The organism is Streptomyces sp. NP-1717, assembly GCF_022695985.1.
Taxonomy (GTDB): Bacteria; Actinomycetota; Actinomycetes; order Streptomycetales; family Streptomycetaceae; genus Streptomyces.
Genome location: NZ_JAAPBF010000137.1, coordinates 1 through 18934 on the forward strand (window position 1 = coordinate 1; position 18934 = coordinate 18934).

General features: G+C 70.9%; 18 protein-coding genes and 1 pseudogene. 18 read left to right on the forward strand and 1 reads right to left on the reverse strand.

Translation table 11 applies throughout. The annotated features are described in order from the left end of the window. From GXP76_RS23835 to nusB, 4 genes are all read left to right on the forward strand, one after another. On the forward strand, positions 1-621 hold a 621-nt coding region (locus GXP76_RS23835; protein WP_242573632.1), incomplete at its 5' end, for an AAA family ATPase. A 106-nt stretch (positions 622-727) separates the two neighbouring features. After that, positions 728-1840 carry an aminopeptidase P family protein gene (locus GXP76_RS23840; protein WP_242573633.1) on the forward strand — a complete coding sequence of 371 codons (1113 nt, stop codon included), beginning with the start codon at positions 728-730 and terminating at the stop codon, positions 1838-1840. Positions 1841-1923: 83 nt separating this feature from the next. Beyond that, positions 1924-2490 (forward strand): elongation factor P, encoded by a 567-nt coding sequence (gene efp, locus GXP76_RS23845; protein WP_147877598.1) that lies wholly within the window; start codon positions 1924-1926, stop codon positions 2488-2490. A gap of 2 nt (positions 2491-2492) precedes the next feature. Beyond that, positions 2493-2930 (forward strand): transcription antitermination factor NusB, encoded by a 438-nt coding sequence (nusB, locus tag GXP76_RS23850; RefSeq protein ID WP_078078328.1) that lies wholly within the window; start codon positions 2493-2495, stop codon positions 2928-2930. A 422-nt stretch (positions 2931-3352) separates the two neighbouring features. On the opposite strand, the gene bldD is transcribed toward nusB, so the two are convergent. Then, the gene (bldD, locus tag GXP76_RS23855) at positions 3353-3853 is read right to left on the reverse strand and encodes a transcriptional regulator BldD (RefSeq protein ID WP_023542978.1); all 501 of its coding nucleotides are present in this window, start codon (positions 3851-3853) and stop codon (positions 3353-3355) included. 216 nt (positions 3854-4069) lie between these two features. On the opposite strand from bldD, the gene pyrR reads away from it, so the two are divergent. The 14 genes and pseudogenes from pyrR to GXP76_RS23925 all read left to right on the forward strand — a co-directional run. Further along, positions 4070-4645, forward strand: a complete 576-nt coding sequence (gene pyrR, locus GXP76_RS23860) for a bifunctional pyr operon transcriptional regulator/uracil phosphoribosyltransferase PyrR (RefSeq protein WP_242573634.1) — start codon at positions 4070-4072, stop codon at positions 4643-4645. A gap of 123 nt (positions 4646-4768) precedes the next feature. Further along, positions 4769-5791 (forward strand): aspartate carbamoyltransferase catalytic subunit, encoded by a 1023-nt coding sequence (locus GXP76_RS23865; protein ID WP_242573635.1) that lies wholly within the window; start codon positions 4769-4771, stop codon positions 5789-5791. 2 nt (positions 5792-5793) lie between these two features. Further along, positions 5794-7080, forward strand: coding sequence for a dihydroorotase (locus tag GXP76_RS23870; protein ID WP_242573636.1), 1287 nt, complete (start codon positions 5794-5796; stop codon positions 7078-7080). Between the two features lie 11 nt (positions 7081-7091). Further along, entirely contained in the window at positions 7092-7751 is a 660-nt protein-coding gene (locus tag GXP76_RS23875; RefSeq protein ID WP_242573641.1) for a hypothetical protein, read from the forward strand. Next, on the forward strand, positions 7748-8899 hold the full coding sequence (gene carA / locus GXP76_RS23880; RefSeq protein ID WP_242573637.1) for a glutamine-hydrolyzing carbamoyl-phosphate synthase small subunit: 1152 nt from the start codon (positions 7748-7750) through the stop codon (positions 8897-8899). The genes GXP76_RS23875 and carA overlap by 4 nt, the downstream gene beginning before the upstream one ends. After that, complete coding sequence (gene carB / locus GXP76_RS23885) at positions 8892-12212, forward strand: carbamoyl-phosphate synthase large subunit (RefSeq protein ID WP_242573638.1); 3321 nt, start codon at positions 8892-8894, stop codon at positions 12210-12212. The genes carA and carB overlap by 8 nt, the downstream gene beginning before the upstream one ends. Positions 12213-12226: 14 nt before the next feature. Further along, positions 12227-13336: a quinone-dependent dihydroorotate dehydrogenase gene (locus GXP76_RS23890; RefSeq protein WP_242573639.1), complete on the forward strand. Its 1110-nt coding sequence runs from the start codon at positions 12227-12229 to the stop codon at positions 13334-13336. After that, complete coding sequence (gene pyrF, locus GXP76_RS23895; protein WP_308354201.1) at positions 13333-14220, forward strand: orotidine-5'-phosphate decarboxylase; 888 nt, start codon at positions 13333-13335, stop codon at positions 14218-14220. Before GXP76_RS23890 ends, pyrF begins: the two co-directional genes overlap by 4 nt. A 233-nt stretch (positions 14221-14453) precedes the next feature. Then, positions 14454-14777 (forward strand): integration host factor, encoded by a 324-nt coding sequence (locus tag GXP76_RS23900; protein ID WP_003970367.1) that lies wholly within the window; start codon positions 14454-14456, stop codon positions 14775-14777. Positions 14778-14815: 38 nt separating this feature from the next. Beyond that, positions 14816-15379: a guanylate kinase gene (gmk, locus tag GXP76_RS23905; RefSeq protein ID WP_078078336.1), complete on the forward strand. Its 564-nt coding sequence runs from the start codon at positions 14816-14818 to the stop codon at positions 15377-15379. A gap of 80 nt (positions 15380-15459) precedes the next feature. Further along, on the forward strand, positions 15460-15732 hold the full coding sequence (gene rpoZ, locus GXP76_RS23910) for a DNA-directed RNA polymerase subunit omega (protein WP_023542989.1): 273 nt from the start codon (positions 15460-15462) through the stop codon (positions 15730-15732). Between the two features lie 97 nt (positions 15733-15829). After that, positions 15830-17077, forward strand: a complete 1248-nt coding sequence (gene coaBC, locus GXP76_RS23915) for a bifunctional phosphopantothenoylcysteine decarboxylase/phosphopantothenate--cysteine ligase CoaBC (RefSeq protein ID WP_242573640.1) — start codon at positions 15830-15832, stop codon at positions 17075-17077. A gap of 259 nt (positions 17078-17336) precedes the next feature. Continuing rightward, positions 17337-18545: a methionine adenosyltransferase gene (gene metK / locus GXP76_RS23920; protein ID WP_147877588.1), complete on the forward strand. Its 1209-nt coding sequence runs from the start codon at positions 17337-17339 to the stop codon at positions 18543-18545. Positions 18546-18702: 157 nt separating this feature from the next. Further along, positions 18703-18934 (forward strand): annotated as a pseudogene (locus tag GXP76_RS23925) (primosome assembly protein PriA); the annotation flags it as partial.

The window sequence follows — 18934 nt, forward strand, 5'->3', positions numbered from 1 at the left end:
CAGCTGCCGCCGGGCGGGCCCGTCCCCCTCCCCGTGCCGCATCCCGCCGAGAGCGGTACGGGCGCCGCCACGCTGGCCGTCCTGCTGATCGGCCCCGCCGGTGCGGGCAAGACGACCGTCGCCCGGCACTGGGCGGCCCGCCGCCAGGTCCCCACCGCCCACATCAGCCTCGACGACGTGCGCGAATGGGTCTGCTCGGGCTTCGCCGACCCGCAGTCGGGGTGGAACGAGCACTCCGAGGCGCAGTACCGCCTCGCCCGCCGCACCTGCGGCTTCGCCGCCCGTAACTTCCTCGCCAACGGGATCTCCTGCATCCTCGACGACGCGGTCTTCCCCGACCGCCCCGTCGTCGGACTCGGCGGCTGGAAACGCCATGTCGGCCCCGGCCTGCTGCCCGTCGTCCTGCTGCCCGGCCTGGAGATCGTGCTGGAGCGCAACGCCGAGCGCAGCGGCAACCGCAGGCTCTCGGACGAGGAAGTGGCGGGCATCCACGGCCGGATGGCCGGCTGGTACGGCTCCGGGCTGCCGATCATCGACAACTCGAAGTACGACGTCGAGACGACGGCCCGCGTCCTGGACGACGTCCTCGCCCGGTCGATCGCGAGCCCGCCGGCCTGGTAGCGCGCGCCCGCCGGGGCGCCCGCGTCCCGGGCCGCTCCGCGCCCCGGCCGCCCCGGTCGGACGCGCCGACCGCGCCGAGCCGCGCCCGCGCTCATAGGCTCGATACATGTCAGAGGTGTTCGCGGTCCGTCGCGGGCGGCTGCGCGACCGGTGCTCCGCGGCCGGCACCGATGCCGCCCTGGTCTCACTCCCCGCCAACGTCCGCTATCTCGCCGGCGCCGCCCCACCGGGCGCCGTCCTGCTCCTCGGCGTCGCCGACGAGCGCGACGTACTGCTCTGCCCCCGCACCAGTACCGGCGACCCCGCCGACGGCCGCCCCGACGAGCGGCTGCGGCTGAGCGTGCTGCCGACCACGACGGGCGATCCGGCCGTCGCCGCCGCGGACCTCCTCGACCCTGCCACGGCCCGCACCCTCGCCGTCGAGGAACACCATCTGACCGTCACCCGCCACCGCGCCGTCCGCTCCGTGGCACCCCGGCTGCGCCTCGCCGATCTCGGCCGCAGCGTGGAACAGCAGCGGACGGTCAAGGACGAGGAGGAGATCTCCCAGCTGCGGATCGCCGCCGAGATCTCCGACCAGGCGCTGGGCGAACTGCTCGAATCGATTCTCGTCGGCCGCACCGAACGCCATCTCGCCCTGGAACTGGAGCGGCGGCTGGTCGACCACGGCGCCGACGGACCGGCGTTCCGGACGTCGGTCGCCACCGGGCCGAACTCGGGCCGCGCCGGCCACCGGCCCTCGGACCGCAGGGTCGAGGAGGGCGATTTCCTCTCCGTACGCCTCGGCGCCAACTACCACGGATACCGCTGCGAGATCGGCCGCACCTTCGTCATCGGATCGTCGCCCGCCGACTGGCAGATCGATCTGTACGACCTGGTGTTCGCCGCACAACGGGCAGGTCGGGAGGCTCTGACACCCGGTACCGCCTACCGCGACGTGGACCGCGCGGCCCGCCGGCCGCTGGAGTCGGCGGGGTACGGGGACGGGCTCGCGGCCCGTACCGGGCACGGTGTAGGGCTCGAAATCGACGAGGACCCGCAGTTGGCACCCACCGCCATGGGTAAACTGGACGCTTGTGTGCCGGTCACCGTCGAACCGGGGGTCCACCTCCCGGGCCGGGGCGGTGTCCGGATCGATGACACGCTCGTCGTCCGCCCCGAGGCGGACGGCGGACCCGAGCTACTCACCATTACGACCAAGGAACTGCTCGCGCTCTAGTGCTCCGGCAAGCTTTTCGCCGGTCGCGGTGGTGGCGCGCACCCGTGGTCCCACCCCGCTTCAGTCCAGGAGATTCCGCAACCGTGGCTTCCACGAACGACCTCAAGAACGGCATGGTTCTCAAGCTCGACTCCGGCCAGCTCTGGTCCGTCGTCGAGTTCCAGCATGTCAAGCCCGGCAAGGGCCCCGCCTTCGTGCGCACCAAGCTGAAGAACGTGCTCTCCGGCAAGGTCGTCGACAAGACCTTCAACGCCGGCGTGAAGGTCGAGACGGCCAACGTCGACCGCCGCGACATGCAGTTCTCGTACATGGACGGCGAGTACTTCGTCTTCATGGACATGGGCACCTACGACCAGATCCACATCAGCCGGGAGATCGTCGGCGACGCCGCGAACTTCCTCCTGGAGGGCTTCGAGGCCACGGTGGCGATGTACGAGGGCAACGCGCTCTACGTCGAGCTGCCCGCCGCCGTCGAGCTGGTCATCGAGCACACCGACCCCGGCGTGCAGGGCGACCGCTCCACCGGCGGCTCCAAGCCCGCGAAGCTGGAGACCGGCTACGAGATCGGTGTCCCGCTCTTCATCACGACCGGCGAGAAGATCAAGGTCGACACGCGCTCCGGTGAGTACCTCGGCCGGGTGAACAGCTAACCGTGGCTGCCCGCAACAAGGCCCGTAAGCGCGCCTTCCAGATCCTCTTCGAGGCCGACCAGCGCGGGGCGCCCGTGCAGACGGTCCTCGCGGACTGGCTGCGGCACGCCCGGACCGACGACCGCCAGCCTCCGGTCAGCGAGTACACGATGGAGCTGGTCGAGGGGTACGCGCGGTACGCGGACCGGATCGACGAGCTCATCACCACCTACTCGGTGGGCTGGTCGCTCGACCGCATGCCGGTCGTCGACAGGAACATCGTGCGGCTCGGCACGTACGAACTGGTGTGGGTGGACGGTACGCCCGACGCCGTGGTGATCGACGAGGCGGTACAGCTCGCCAAGGAGTTCTCCACCGACGACTCGCCGTCCTTCGTGAACGGCCTCCTCGGCCGGTTCAAGGACCTCAAGCCGAGCCTGCTCCGCGCCGACGCCGAGTAGCTCCTCCTCCGGGCGATCTCCCTGCCCGGAGAAGCCGATCGCCGGCCGGGCCGCTCACGCGGCCCGGCCCCCGATCGAAGCCGGCCGCCGGCCACTGGGCCATTCGTGTGACCCGGCCCGCCGCGCGCACCGCCCACCGCCGCCGTACTCGCGTTCGATCCGACGCTCTCCGTGGTGACTTGTCTCTCCGCCGCCTCTCCCGGCCGGGGCGGCCTCTTCATGAGCCCCCCGGTCCTGCGGGCCCCCGGAGCCGTCTGGGCGGCCCCGGGGTCGGCCGGCGCCCCGAGGTGGCCACACGGCCCCCACCGCGCGCACACCGGGCGTCCACGGCCCTTGCCGGGCGCGACACGCCGGAGGGGCGGCCCGCCGATCGCGGTCCGCCCCTGTCGGATGTGACGTTTCTGCTGTTCTGTACCGCGCTGTCAGCCTTCGTCGTGCGCCACGGCGCGGCGCGCGTCCGCGTCCAGCACACCCCAGCTGATCAGCTGCTCGGTGAGGACCGACGGCGACTGGTCGTAGATGACCGCCAGCGTGCGCAGGTCGTCCTGGCGGATCGACAGCACCTTGCCGTTGTAGTCGCCGCGCTGGCTCTGGATGGTCGCCGCGTAACGCTGGAGCGGGCCCGCCTTCTCCTGCGGGACGTGCGCCAGACGCTCCAGGTCGAGAACGAGCTTCGGCGGCGGCTCGGCGGCTCCGCCGGGCGTCGTGCCCGGCAGCAGCTCCTGCACCGGGACACCGTAGAAATCGGCCAGCTCGGCGAGGCGCTGCACGGTCACCGCGCGGTCGCCGCGCTCGTACGACCCCACCACCACGGCCTTCCAGCGGCCCTGCGACTTCTCCTCCACGCCGTGGAGGGAAAGGCCCTGCTGGGTGCGGATGGCGCGGAGCTTGGCCCCGAGCTGCTTTGCGTATTCGCTGGACATAAGGCTCCCCGGACGCTGGGACAATCTGCGGCTCCGCCGCGTGGCTGGTAACTCACTGTGAGGTTACGCAGCGTGACTTGGATGCGTCAAGCCGAATGGTCCGTACCCGCCCCTCCGCAGGGCCGGAAAAGCGCGCCGGACCTGGTAATGTCGACGGCGCAAATCCGACGTCCTTTAACGTCCGTCCCGTGAGGCGGAGAAGGAGGTCCGTTTCTTATGGACACGCACAGCTCCGACGCCGCCCGCCCTGTGCTGGAGGCACCCGACATCGCACGGGCGCTGACCCGTATCGCCCACGAGATCGTCGAACGCGCCAAGGGCGCCGACGACGTGGTGCTGCTCGGCATCCCCACCCGTGGCGTCTTCCTGGCCCGGCGGCTGGCCGACAAGCTCGAAGAGATCACCGGCGGCAAGATCCCGGTCGGCTCCCTCGACATCACGATGTACCGCGACGACCTGCGCATGCGACCCGCCCGCGCGCTGGCCCGCACCGACATCCCGGCCGACGGCGTCGACGGACGCCTCGTCGTCCTCGTGGACGACGTGCTCTTCTCCGGCCGCACGATCCGCGCCGCCCTCGACGCGCTGGGCGACATCGGCCGGCCGCGCGCGGTCCAGCTCGCCGTCCTCGTCGACCGGGGCCACCGCGAACTGCCCATCCGCGCCGACTACGTGGGCAAGAACCTCCCCACCTCGCTGCGCGAGACGGTCAAGGTCCAGCTCGCCGAGGAGGACGGCCGCGACACCGTGCTGCTGGGCCTGCGCAAGCCCGACCCGGCCGGCGAGCACTAGCGGGCCCCTCCCGTACACCGCAGACCCGTACACGGCCCGCGCCCCGGCGCGCCCCGGCGCCGCCGTGCCCGCCCGGGGAGACCCGGGAACCAGGAACCACCTCCACACAACGGAGCCCACCCGATGCTGCGCCTCCCAGGGGCAAGCCCCCGAACCCCCGGCCATCTCATCTCCGCCGCCGATCTCACCCGCGACGACGCCGTACTGATCCTCGACACCGCCGAGGAGATGGCCAGGGTCGCCGACCGGCCCATCAAGAAGCTGCCGACGCTGCGCGGCCGTACCGTCGTCAACCTCTTCTTCGAGGACTCGACCCGCACCCGGATCTCCTTCGAGGCCGCCGCCAAGCGCCTGTCCGCCGACGTCATCAACTTCTCGGCCAAGGGCTCGTCGGTCTCCAAAGGAGAGTCGCTCAAGGACACCGCGCTGACCCTGGAGGCGATGGGCGCCGACGCCGTCGTCATCCGGCACGGCTCCTCCGGCGCCCCGTACCGGCTCGCCAACTCCGGCTGGATCGACGGCGCAGTCATCAACGCGGGTGACGGCACGCACGAACATCCCACCCAGGCCCTGCTGGACGCCTTCACCATGCGCCGCAGGCTGGTCGGCGCCGACGCGGGCATCGGCCGGGACCTCGAAGGCCGCCGCATCACGGTCGTCGGCGACATCCTGCACAGCCGGGTCGCCCGCTCCAACGTCCTGCTGCTGCACACCCTCGGCGCCGAGGTCACGCTCGTCGCCCCGCCGACCCTGGTGCCGATCGGCGTCGAGAAGTGGCCCTGCGAGGTGTCGTACGACCTGGACCGGGTGCTGCCGAAGTCCGACGCCGTGATGATGCTGCGGGTCCAGCGCGAGCGGATGAACGCCGCGTTCTTCCCGACCGAGCGCGAGTACTCACGGCGTTACGGGCTCGACGGCGAGCGGATGGCCCGGATGCCCGACAACTCGATCGTCATGCACCCCGGCCCGATGAACCGGGGCATGGAGATCACCGCCGAGGTCGCCGACTCCGACCGCTGCACGGCCGTCGAGCAGGTCGCCAACGGTGTGTCGACCCGTATGGCCGTGCTGTACCTGCTTCTGGGCGGCAACGAACCCGCCGTCACCCATTCCCGCCCGGCGTCCGCCACCGAGGAGAGCAAGTAACCATGAGCAAGACCCTTATCCGCGGTGCCAGGATCCTCGGCGGCGAGGCGCGGGACGTCCTCATCGACGGCACGGTCGTCGAGCGCGTGGACACCGGCATCGACGCCCCGGGCGCCACCGTCGTGGAGGCCGAGGGGCAGATCCTGCTGCCCGGCCTGGTCGACCTGCACACCCATCTGCGCGAGCCCGGCCGTGAGGACTCCGAGACCGTCCTCACCGGCACCAGGGCGGCGGCGGTCGGCGGCTTCACCGCCGTGCACGCCATGGCCAACACCTTCCCCGTCGCGGACACCGCCGGCGTGGTCGAGCAGGTCTGGCGGCTCGGCCGCGAGTCCGGATACTGCGACGTACAGCCCGTCGGCGCCGTCACCGTCGGCCTGGAGGGCAAGCAGCTCGCCGAACTCGGCGCCATGCACGACTCGGCCGCCGGCGTGCGCGTCTTCTCCGACGACGGCAAGTGCGTGGACGACGCGGTGATCATGCGCCGGGCCCTGGAGTACGTGAAGGCGTTCGACGGCGTCGTCGCCCAGCACGCCCAGGAGCCCCGGCTCACCGAGGGCGCCCAGATGAACGAGGGCATCGTCTCCTCCGAACTCGGACTCGGCGGCTGGCCCGCCGTCGCCGAGGAGTCGATCATCGCCCGCGACGTACTGCTGGCCGCCCACGTCGGCTCCCGCGTCCACATCTGCCATCTCTCCACGGCCGGTTCGGTCGAGATCGTCCGCTGGGCCAAGTCCAAGGGCTGGAACGTCACCGCCGAGGTCACGCCGCACCACCTGCTGCTGACGGACGAGCTCGTACGGACGTACAACCCCGTGTACAAGGTGAACCCGCCGCTGCGCACCGAGGCCGACGTCCTGGCGCTGCGCGAGGCCCTCGCGGACGGCACGATCGACTGCGTCGCCACCGACCACGCCCCGCACCCGCACGAGGACAAGGACTGCGAGTGGGCGGCGGCGGCCATGGGCATGGTCGGCCTGGAGACCGCGCTGTCCGTCGTCCAGCAGACGATGGTCGACACCGGCCTCATCGACTGGGCGGGCGTCGCCGACCGGATGTCGGTGCGCCCCGCGCAGATCGGCCGCCTCGCCGGTCACGGCCGTCCCGTCTCGGCAGGTGAGCCCGCCAACCTCACGCTCGTCGATCCCGCTTACCGTGGAGTGGTGGACCCCGCGGGCTTCGCCTCCCGCAGCCGTAACACCCCCTACCAGGGCCGTGAGCTGCCGGGACGCGTCACCCACACCTTCCTGCGGGGCCGTGCCACGGTCGTCGACGGGAATCTGGCGTGAGCGCTGTACTGATCAATCTGGCCGCCGAACAGAAGTCGGCGGAGGTGACCGACTGGGCCGCCCGCATCGGCTGGGTGGTGGGTCTGCTCCTGTTCATCGCGTTCGTCTACTGGCTGATGCGCCAGGGCTGGAAGTGGCGCGGCAGCCTCCAGTCCGACCTGCCGGAGCTGCCCCAGGTGCCCGAGGAGACGGCGGGGGACGTGACACTGCGACTCAGCGGCCGCTACCACGGCTCCACGACCGCCGGTCAGTGGCTGGACCGGATCGTCGCCCACGGCCTCGGCGTCCGCAGCCGGGCGGAGCTCACGCTGACCGACGCGGGCGTGGCCGTCGTACGGCCGGGGGCCACCGACTTCTTCGTCCCGGCGGACCGGCTGCGCGCCGCCCGGCTCGACAAGGGCATCGCCGGCAAGGTCCTCGCCGAGGGCGGACTGCTGGTCCTCACCTGGCAGCACGGCGACCGGCTGCTCGACTCCGGCTTCCGCTCCGACCGCGCGGCGGAGCACGCCGCCTGGGTCGAGGCGATCAACCTCATGAACCAGTCGACCACGACGAAGAACGCACCGGCCGCGGGCACCTCGGCCACCCCCACCGGCGACGCACCGGCCACGAACACGTCGGCCACCGCGATTGACGACGCACCAGTCACGACGGAAGGCACCGCACGATGACCCTCTCCACCCGGGGAGCCGCCAAAGCTCCCGCCGTACTCGTCCTGGAGGACGGCCGGAGCTTCCGCGGCCGTGCCTACGGGGCCGTGGGGGAGACCTTCGGCGAGGCGGTGTTCTCCACCGGCATGACCGGCTACCAGGAGACCCTCACCGACCCCTCGTACCACCGCCAGGTCGTCGTCATGACCGCCCCGCACATCGGCAACACCGGCGTCAACGACGAGGACGACGAGTCCGGCCGCATCTGGGTCGCCGGCTACGTCGTACGCGACCCCGCCCGCCTCCCGTCCAACTGGCGCTCCCGGCGCACCCTGGACGAGGAACTGGTGCGTCAGGGCATCGTCGGCATCAGCGGCGTCGACACCCGCGCCCTCACGCGCCATCTGCGCGAGCGCGGCGCGATGCGCGTCGGCATCTTCTCCGGCGACGCGCTCGCCGGCGGCGCCCTCGACGACGACACGGCGCTCACCGCACGCGTGAACGAGGCGCCCCCGATGAAGGGCGCGAACCTCTCCGCGGAGGTCGCCACCACCGAGCCGTACGTCGTCCCGGCCGTCGGCACCAAGCGGTTCACCGTCGCCGCCCTCGACCTCGGCATCAAGGGCATGACCCCCCGGCGGATGGCCGAGCGCGGCATCGAGGTGCACGTCCTGCCCGCCACCGCGACCGCCGAGGACGTGTACGCGGTCGCGCCCGACGGCGTGTTCCTCTCCAACGGCCCCGGCGACCCCGCCACCGCCGACCTCACCGTCGTCAAGGCGGTGCTGGAGCGCGGCACCCCGCTCTTCGGCATCTGCTTCGGCAACCAACTCCTCGGCCGCGCACTGGGCTTCGGCACCTACAAGCTCAAGTACGGCCACCGCGGTATCAACCAGCCGGTGCAGGATCGTTCCACCGGCAAGGTCGAAGTCACCGCGCACAACCACGGGTTCGCCGTCGACGCCCCGCTCGACCGGATCTCCGACACCCCCTACGGCCGCGCCGAGGTCTCCCACGTCTGTCTCAACGACGACGTGGTCGAGGGGCTCAGGCTGCTCGACCGGCCGGCCTTCAGCGTCCAGTACCACCCCGAGGCGGCCGCCGGCCCGCACGACGCCGCGTACCTCTTCGACCGCTTCACATCCCTGATGGAGGGCCAGCGTGCCTAAGCGCTCCGATATCCGGTCCGTCCTGGTCATCGGCTCGGGCCCGATCGTCATCGGCCAGGCGGCCGAGTTCGACTACTCGGGAACCCAGGCCTGCCGCGTACTCAAGGCCGAGGGCCTGCGCGTCATCCTCGTCAACTCCAACCCCGCGACGATCATGACCGACCCGGAGATCGCCGACGCCACGTACGTCGAGCCGATCACCCCCGAGTTCGTCGAGAAGATCATCGCCAAGGAGCGCCCCGACGCGCTGCTGCCCACCCTCGGCGGCCAGACCGCGCTGAACACCGCGATCTCCATGCACGCGGGCGGCGTCCTGGAGAGGTACGGCGTCGAGCTGATCGGTGCCAACGTCGAGGCCATCAACAAGGGCGAGGACCGCGACCTCTTCAAGGGCGTCGTCGAAGCCGTCAACGCCAAGATCGGCCACGGCGAGTCCGCCCGCTCCGTCATCTGCCACTCGATGGACGACATCCTGGCGGGCGTCGAGGAGCTCGGCGGCTACCCCGTCGTCGTACGCCCCTCCTTCACCATGGGCGGCGCCGGCTCCGGCTTCGCCCACGACGAGGACGAGCTGCGCCGGATCGCCGGACAGGGCCTGATGCTCTCGCCGACCACCGAGGTGCTCCTGGAGGAGTCCATCCTCGGCTGGAAGGAGTACGAACTGGAGCTGATGCGCGACAGGAACGACAACGTCGTGGTCGTCTGCTCCATCGAGAACTTCGACCCGATGGGCGTCCACACCGGCGACTCCATCACCGTCGCGCCCGCGATGACCCTCACCGACCGCGAGTACCAGCGGCTGCGCGACATCGGCATCGCGATCATCCGCGAGGTCGGCGTCGACACCGGCGGCTGCAACATCCAGTTCGCCGTCGACCCGGTCGACGGCCGGATCATCGTCATCGAGATGAACCCCCGGGTCTCGCGCTCCTCCGCGCTCGCCTCCAAGGCCACCGGCTTCCCGATCGCCAAGATCGCCGCGCGCCTCGCCGTCGGGTACACGCTGGACGAGATCCCCAACGACATCACCGAGAAGACCCCGGCGTCCTTCGAACCGACCCTCGACTACGTCGTGGTGAAGGTCCCGCGCTTCGCCTTCGAGAAGTTCCCCGCCGCCGACGCCACCCTCACCACGACCATGAAGTCGGTGGGCGAGGCCATGGCCATCGGCCGCAACTTCACCGAGTCGCTCCAGAAGGCGCTGCGCTCGCTGGAGAAGAAGGGCAGCCAGTTCGACTTCACCGGGCGGCCCGGCGACCTCGGTACCAAGGCCGAGCTCCTGGAGCTGGCGAAGGTCCCCACCGACGGCCGGATCAACACCGTCATGCGGGCGATCCGCGCCGGAGCCACCCAGGAGGAGATCTTCGAATCGACGAAGATCGACCCCTGGTTCGTCGACCAGCTCTTCCTGATCAAGGAGTACGCGGACGAGCTGGCCGCCGCCGACCGCCTCGACCCCGAACTCCTCGCCGAGGCCAAGCGACACGGCTTCTCCGACGCCCAGATCGCCGGGATCCGCGGGCTGCGCGAGGACGTCGTACGCGAGGTACGGCACGCGCTCGGCGTCCGCCCCGTCTACAAGACGGTCGACACCTGCGCCGCCGAATTCGCCGCCAGGACGCCGTACTTCTACTCCTCCTACGACGAGGAGAGCGAGGTCGCGCCGCGCGAGAAGCCCGCCGTGATCATCCTCGGCTCCGGCCCCAACCGCATCGGCCAGGGCATCGAGTTCGACTACTCCTGTGTGCACGCCTCCTTCGCGCTCAGCGACGCCGGGTACGAGACTGTCATGGTCAACTGCAACCCGGAGACCGTCTCCACCGACTACGACACCTCCGACCGGCTCTACTTCGAGCCGCTCACCCTGGAGGACGTCCTGGAGATCGTCCACGCGGAGACCCTGGCCGGGCCCGTCGCGGGCGTCGTCGTCCAGCTCGGCGGCCAGACCCCCCTCGGCCTCGCGCAGGCCCTGAAGGACAACGGCGTACCGGTCGTCGGCACGTCCCCGGAGGCGATCCACGCCGCCGAGGACCGCGGCGCCTTCGGCCGCGTCCTCGCCGAGGCGGGCCTGCCCGCGCCCAAGCACGGCACGGCCACCACCTTCGAAGAGGCCAAGGCCATCGCCGACGAGATCGGCTACCCCGTGCTGGTGCGGCCCTCGTATGTCCTCGGCGGACGCGGCATGGAGATCGTGTACGACGAGGTCCGCCTCTCCTCGTACATCGCCGAGTCCACCGAGATCAGCCCCACCCGGCCCGTCCTGGTCGACCGCTTCCTCGACGACGCCATCGAGATCGACGTGGACGCCCTCTACGACGGCACGGAGCTCTACCTCGGCGGTGTCATGGAGCACATCGAGGAAGCCGGCATCCACTCCGGCGACTCGGCGTGCGCCCTGCCCCCGATCACCCTCGGCGGCTTCGACATCAAGCGGCTGCGCGCCTCCACCGAGGCCATCGCGCGCGGGGTCGGCGTCCGCGGTCTGATCAACATCCAGTTCGCGCTGGCCGGGGACATCCTCTACGTCCTGGAGGCCAACCCGCGCGCGTCGCGCACCGTGCCCTTCACCTCCAAGGCCACCGCCGTGCCCCTGGCCAAGGCCGCCGCCCGGATCTCCCTGGGCGCGACGATCGCCGGCCTCCGTGAGGAGGGCCTGCTGCCGGCGGGCGGCGACGGCGGCACCCTGCCCATGGACGCGCCGATCTCCGTCAAGGAGGCCGTCATGCCGTGGTCGCGCTTCCGCGACATCCACGGACGCGGCGTCGATACCGTCCTCGGCCCGGAGATGCGCTCCACCGGCGAGGTCATGGGCATCGACTCCGTCTTCGGCACGGCGTACGCCAAGTCGCAGGCGGGGGCGTACGGCCCGCTTCCCACCAAGGGCCGCGCGTTCATCTCCGTCGCCAACCGCGACAAGCGCTCGATGATCTTCCCGGCGCGTGAACTGGTCGCGCACGGCTTCGAACTGCTCGCCACCTCCGGGACCGCCGAGGTCCTGCGCCGCAACGGCATCAACGCCACGATCGTGCGCAAGCAGTTCGAGGGCACCGGCCCGAACGGCGAGCGGACCATCGTCCAGCTCATCCACGACGGCGAGGTCGACCTCATCGTCAACACCCCGTACGGCACCGGCGGCCGGCTCGACGGCTACGAGATCCGCACCGCGGCGGTGGCGCGCGGCGTCCCGTGCCTGACGACGGTGCAGGCGCTCGCGGCGGCCGTGCAGGGCATCGACGCCCTCAACCACGGCGGCGTCGGCGTGCGTTCGCTCCAGGAACACGCCGAGCATCTCATCGCCGCGCGCGAAGAGTAGGAGAGCCTGCTTCCATGTACCGACTCCTCTTCCGGCTCCTCTTCCGACGCATGGACCCCGAGCAGGCCCACCACCTGGCCTTCCGCTGGATCCGGCTCGTCGTCCGCGTCCCGGTGCTGCGCACCTTCGTCGCCGCGGCGCTCGCCCCTCGTTACGAGGCGCTGCGCACCGAGGCCTTCGGGCTGCGGATGCACGGCCCCTTCGGTCTCGCCGCGGGCTTCGACAAGAACGCCGTCGCCGTCGACGGCATGGCGATGCTCGGCTTCGACCACGTCGAGATCGGCACGGTCACCGGGCGGCCGCAGCAGGGCAACGCCCCGCAGAGGCTGTTCCGGCTGCCCGCCGACCGGGCGCTGATCAACCGCATGGGCTTCAACAACGACGGATCGGCGACCGTCGCCCTGCGGCTGGCCACCCGCCGCGAGATCTTCCGTACGACGGTCGGCGTCAACATCGGCAGGACCAAGGCCGTACCGGACGACGGGGCCATCGGCGACTACGTGACGTCGACCGAGCGCCTGGCCGCATACGCCGACTACCTCGTCGTCAACGTCTCGTCCCCGAACACCCCCGGCCTGCGCGACCTCCAGGCCGTCGACCAGCTCCGTCCGCTCCTGACGGCGGTACGCGAGGCCGCCGACCGCGTCGTGCCCGAGCGGCGGGTCCCGCTCCTGGTCAAGATCGCCCCCGACCTCGCCGACGACGACATCGACGCCGTCGCCGACCTGGCCGTGGAGCTGGGCCTGGACGGCATCATCGCCACCAACACCACCGTCGCGCGGCACGGCCTCGGTCTGAAGACGGCCCCGTCGCTGCTCGCCGAGACCGGCGGACTGTCCGGGGCTCCGCTGAAGGCGCGCTCGCTGGAGGTGCTGAGGCGGCTGTACGCGCGCGTGGGCGACCGGATCACCCTGGTCGGCGTCGGCGGCATCGAGAACGCCGAGGACGCCTGGCAGCGGATCCTGGCCGGCGCGACGCTCGTCCAGGGCTACAGCGCCTTCATCTACCAGGGCCCGTTCTGGAGCCGGGGCATCCACAAGGGGCTCGCCGCCCGGCTGGCCACCAGTCAGTACGCCACCCTCGCCGAGGCGGTCGGCGCCGACACGAGGAAGGTGCGCGCGTGAACGACGCCACCCTCACCGCCGCGTCCGCGGACACGGAGCCGGCACCCTTCGGGGCACGCCTGCGCCGCGCCATGGACGCCCGGGGCCCGCTCTGCGTGGGCATCGACCCGCACGCCTCTCTCCTGCACGACTGGGGTCTGAGCGACGACGTCGCGGGCCTGACGGCCTTCACCCGTACCGTCGTCGAGGCGCTGGCCGACCGCGTCGCCGTACTGAAGCCGCAGTCGGCGTTCTTCGAGCGGTTCGGCTCGCGCGGTGTCGCCGTACTGGAGAAGGCGGTCGCCGAGGCGCGGGCCGCCGGCGCGCTCGTCCTGATGGACGCCAAGCGCGGCGACATCGGCTCCACCATGGCCGCGTACGCGGCCACGTACCTCGACAAGGACAGCCCGCTCTTCTCCGACGCCCTCACGGTCTCGCCGTACCTCGGCTTCGGTTCGCTGCGCCCGGCGCTGGACGCGGCCCGTGTCAGCGGCTCCGGCCTCTTCGTGCTCGCGCTCACCTCCAACCCGGAGGGCGCCGAGGTCCAGCGGGCGAGAACCGCGGGCGGCCCCTCGGTCGCGCAGACGATGCTCGACCACGCCGCCGGGGAGAACGCCGGGGTGACGCCGCTCGGTTCGGTCGGCGCCGTCGTCGGGGCCACCCTCGCGGAGGCCGGGGTGGATCTCGCGATCAACGGCCCGCTCCTCGCCCCCGGCATCGGGGCACAGGGCGCGACCCCGGCGGACCTTCCCGGTCTGTTCGGCGCGGCCGTCGGTGACGTGGTGCCGAGTGTGAGCCGGGGAGTACTCCGCCACGGTCCGGATGTTTACGCCCTGCGTGCGGCGGCGGAGCATTTCAGCGACGACGTCAGGACGGCGGTCGAGGGCGCTCGGCGAGCGCGCTGAGGCTGTTCGAACGCCGATCCTGACAGAAAAGCGGGTTGTTTTGCCGGGAATGTCCTGGTCGAGCGATGCTGACCAGGACTTTTCGGCTGTTCTCGCTGACGAGAGCGGTCTACACCGCTAGTCTCCGTCGAGAGTCAACGCGCGGAAGCTTCGCTCGTTGCTCGCCTGGTGTGGGACGAACCAGTTCCGCACCGGTCCGTATCCGACAGTTCGACATCCGAGGTGACGTAGGCGTGGCTCTTCCGCCCCTTACCCCTGAACAGCGCGCAGCCGCGCTCGAAAAGGCCGCCGCGGCTCGCCGGGAGCGGGCCGAGGTCAAGAATCGACTCAAGCATTCCGGCGCCTCCCTCCACGAGGTCATCAAGCAGGGTCAGGAGAACGACGTCATCGGCAAGATGAAGGTCTCCGCCCTCCTCGAATCCCTGCCCGGCGTGGGCAAGGTCCGCGCCAAGCAGATCATGGAGCGACTCGGCATCTCCGAGAGCCGCCGTGTCCGGGGTCTCGGCTCCAACCAGATCGCGTCGCTTGAACGCGAGTTCGGCGGCAGTCCCGCCTGACGTTCCCGGGCACTCCCGGGAACCTGGATAATCGCTGCATGGCACCAGAGGTTCATCCGCGGCTGACCGTGCTCTCCGGCCCCTCGGGCGTCGGCAAGAGCACGGTCGTCGCGCATATGCGCAAGGTCCACCCCGAGGTCTGGCTCTCGGTGTCGGCCACCACCAGAAAGCCGCGTCCCGGCGAACGCCACGGCGTCCAGTACTTCTTCGTCACCGACGAGGAGTTCGACAAGCTGGTCGCCAACGGCGAGCTGCTGGAGTGGGCCGAATTCGCGGGCAACCGCTACGGCACACCGCGTCGCGCGGTGCAGACACGACTGGAGGCGGGCGAGCCCGTGCTCCTGGAGATCGACCTCCAGGGCGCGCGGCAGGTCAAGGACTCGATGCCGGACTCGCAACTGGTCTTCCTGGCGCCGCCGAGCTGGGACGAGCTGGTCCGCCGGCTGACCGGCCGGGGCACCGAGTCGCCCGAGGTGATCGAGCGCCGGCTGGTGGCCGCGAAGGTGGAGCTGGCCGCCGAGTCCGAGTTCGACATCAGCCTGGTGAACACCTCCGTCGAGGACGTGGCGCGCGAGCTGCTAGCCTTGATGGCAGTTGTCTGACCCCTGTCTGCTTTCACGCAGCCGTCGGCAGCACCAGGTATTTCCTGTATTTCCCTGATTTTTCTTCGGAAGGCAAGAGAGTGTCCTCTTCCATTTCCACGCCCGAGGGCATCATCAACCCGCCGATCGACGAGCTGCTCGAGGCCACGGACTCGAAGTACAGCCTCGTGATCTACGCGGCCAAGCGGGCGCGTCAGATCAACGCGTACTACTCGCAGCTCGGCGAGGGCCTGCTCGAGTACGTCGGTCCGCTGGTGGACACCCACGTCCACGAGAAGCCGCTCTCGATCGCCCTGCGCGAGATCAACGCGGGTCTGCTGACGTCCGAGGCCATCGACGGCCCGGCGCAGTAACGGCGACAAGTTCTCTCACCACGGGCCCGGCAGCGCGACTGCCGGGCCCGTGGTGTGTCATGGGGGAGACGAATCCATCCGAACGCGGGGAGACACGGTGGACCAGGCGGAGCGGTCGAAGCAGCCGGTACGGCCGGGCGACAGGCCCAGGGTCGTCCTGGGAGTGAGCGGCGGGATCGCCGCGTACAAGGCGTGCGAGCTGCTGCGCCGCCTCACCGAGTCGGGCCATGACGTACGGGTCGTGCCGACCGCGTCCGCCCTGCACTTCGTCGGCGCCCCGACCTGGGCCGCCCTCTCCGGCCACCCCGTCTCCACCGAGGTCTGGTCCGACGTCCACGAGGTGCCCCACGTGCGCATCGGGCAGTCCGCGGACCTCGTCGTCGTCGCCCCCGCCACTGCCGACCTGCTGGCCAAGGCCGCCCAGGGCCTGGCCGACGACCTGCTGACCAACACGCTCCTCACCGCGCGCTGCCCCGTGGTCTTCGCCCCCGCCATGCACACCGAGATGTGGGAGCACCCCGCGACCCGGGCGAACGTCGCGACCCTGCGCGAGCGCGGAGCGGTCGTGATCGAGCCCGCGGTCGGCCGCCTCACCGGCGTCGACACCGGCAAGGGGCGGCTGCCCGACCCCCACGCGATCTTCGACGTCTGCCGCAGGCTGCTGGCGCGCGGCGTGAGTACGCCCGACCTGGCGGGGCGGCATGTCGTCGTCTCCGCCGGCGGGACGCGCGAGCCGCTCGACCCCGTGCGCTTCCTCGGCAACCGCTCCTCCGGGAAGCAGGGGTACGCCCTGGCCCGTACGGCGGCGGCCCGCGGCGCCCGGGTCACCCTCATCGAGGCCAACACCGGGCTGCCGGACCCGGCGGGCGTGGACGTGGTGCGCGTGGGGACCGCCGTACAACTCCGTGAGGCGGTACTGAAATCGGCCGCGGACGCCGACGTCGTGGTGATGGCCGCGGCTGTGGCCGATTTCCGCCCCGCCTCCTACGCCGAGGGAAAGATCAAGAAGAAGGACGGCGAGGAGCCGGCGCCGATCGTGCTCGTGCGCAACCCGGACATCCTCGCGGAGATCGGCGCGGAGCGCGCCAGGCCCGGACAGGTGATCGTCGGCTTCGCCGCCGAGACGGACGACGTGCTCGCCAACGGCCGGGCGAAGCTCCGCCGCAAGGGCTGCGACCTGCTGGTCGTCAACGAGGTGGGGGAGCGCAAGACCTTCGGCGCCGAGGAGAGCGAAGCGGTGATCCTCTCCTCGGACGGCGGGGAGACGCCGGTTCCTCACGGTCCCAAGGAGGCCCTCGCCGACACCGTCTGGGACCTGGTCGTACCGGCACTCGGGCCCGCGTAGACGAACGGGAAGTTAATTCTTCGTTCCTCCTTCCGGGTGTGTGAAATCGGCCCAAACCCAATGTTTGGGGTCGGGATAGGCGGTGATCGTCGTATCGCAGGACGGAGCGGCAACCCCTAACTCCACTCCCACTGGCCGAGACGCCTGGACCTTTCGCGCCGTCTGCCGGATAAACTGGCCCCGGAACGTCGCGGGGCGCAGCTCCCCGCCCGTTCCGACAAGGATCTAGCCAGCAGCCGCTGCAACCCCAGGGAGCGATGTGTCGCGCCGTCTGTTCACTTCGGAGTCTGTGACCGAAGGTCACCCTGACAAGATCGCTGACCAGATCAGCGACACCATTCTCGACGCGCTCCTGAGGGAGGACCCCACCTCGCGGGTGGCCGTCGAGACCCTGATCACGACAGGCCTGGTCCATGTGGCCGGTGAGGTCACCACCAAGGCCTACGCGCCCATCGCGAAGCTGGTCCGGGACAAGGTCCTGGAGATCGGCTACGACTCGTCCAAGAAGGGCTTCGACGGCGCGTCCTGCGGCGTCTCGGTGTCCATCGGCGCCCAGTCGCCCGACATCGCCCAGGGCGTCGACACCGCGTACGAGAAGCGGGTCGAGGGAGAGGGCGACGAGCTCGACAAGCAGGGCGCCGGCGACCAGGGCCTGATGTTCGGCTACGCCTGCGACGAGACGCCCGAGCTGATGCCGCTCCCGATCCACCTCGCCCACCGGCTCTCGCGCCGGCTCTCCGAGGTCCGCAAGAACGGGACCATCCCGTACCTGCGCCCCGACGGCAAGACCCAGGTCACCATCGAGTACGACGGCGACAAGGCCGTCCGCCTCGACACCGTCGTCGTCTCCTCGCAGCACGCCTCGGACATCGACCTGGACTCGCTCCTGGCACCCGACATCCGCGAGTTCGTCGTCGAGCATGTGATCAAGCAGCTCCTCGAGGACGGCATCAAGCTGGAGACCGAGGGCTACCGCCTGCTGGTCAACCCGACGGGCCGCTTCGAGATCGGCGGCCCCATGGGTGACGCCGGTCTCACCGGCCGTAAGATCATCATCGACACCTACGGCGGCATGGCCCGCCACGGCGGCGGCGCCTTCTCCGGCAAGGACCCGTCCAAGGTGGACCGCTCGGCCGCCTACGCCATGCGCTGGGTCGCCAAGAACGTGGTGGCCGCGGGCCTCGCCTCGCGCTGCGAGGTCCAGGTCGCGTACGCGATCGGCAAGGCCGAGCCGGTGGGCCTGTTCGTCGAGACCTTCGGCACGGCCTCGGTCGACGTCGAGAAGATCGAACAGGCCATCGCCACGGTCTTCGACCTCCGCCCGGCCGCGATCATCCGCGACCTGGACCTGCTCCGCCCGATCTACGCCCAGACGGCGGCGTACGGCCACTTCGGCCGCGACGAGCCGGACTTCACCTGGGAGCGCACGGACCGCGTGGACGCGCTGCGCGAGGCGGCCGGTCTGTAAGGCGTACCGCGTACGTCAGCGACGGCGGGCCCCCGACACCATCGGTGCCGGGGGCCCGCCGCCGTATCGGCGACCACCTCCCGGGAAGGCGCCCGACCTCGCGGGCCCGTCCGCCGACCGTCCTCGGGTGTCGGTGGCGTCTGGTAAGAATTTGGCTGTGAGCAGCGACGACGAGCAGCCCGAGGAGTCCGCCGGGAGCGGTGGGCCGGAGCAGCTCGCGTTCATCCGGGAGACCGTGCGGGCCGCCAAGGTGCCCCGTGCCAAGCCCCGGACATGGCGAGGGGCGCCGCTGGCGCGGGAGCTGCCCGTCGCGCGCGTCGTCGTGAACAAAGGGGTGCTGCATCTCGACCAGTTCTTCGACTACGCCGTGCCCGAGGAGCTGGACGAGG

What these genes read in the sequence shown, in the direction of transcription:
- bldD (WP_023542978.1), bottom strand. Translation starts at nt 3,853, where the DNA reads ATGTCCAGCGAATACGCAAAGCAGCTCGGGGCCAAGCTCCGCGCCATC.
- gmk (WP_078078336.1), top strand. Translation starts at nt 14,816, where the DNA reads ATGGCACCAGAGGTTCATCCGCGGCTGACCGTGCTCTCCGGCCCCTCG.
- carA (WP_242573637.1), top strand. Translation starts at nt 7,748, where the DNA reads ATGACCCTCTCCACCCGGGGAGCCGCCAAAGCTCCCGCCGTACTCGTC.
- GXP76_RS23890 (WP_242573639.1), top strand. Translation starts at nt 12,227, where the DNA reads ATGTACCGACTCCTCTTCCGGCTCCTCTTCCGACGCATGGACCCCGAG.
- GXP76_RS23870 (WP_242573636.1), top strand. Translation starts at nt 5,794, where the DNA reads ATGAGCAAGACCCTTATCCGCGGTGCCAGGATCCTCGGCGGCGAGGCG.
- GXP76_RS23840 (WP_242573633.1), top strand. Translation starts at nt 728, where the DNA reads ATGTCAGAGGTGTTCGCGGTCCGTCGCGGGCGGCTGCGCGACCGGTGC.
- GXP76_RS23865 (WP_242573635.1), top strand. Translation starts at nt 4,769, where the DNA reads ATGCTGCGCCTCCCAGGGGCAAGCCCCCGAACCCCCGGCCATCTCATC.
- pyrR (WP_242573634.1), top strand. Translation starts at nt 4,070, where the DNA reads ATGGACACGCACAGCTCCGACGCCGCCCGCCCTGTGCTGGAGGCACCC.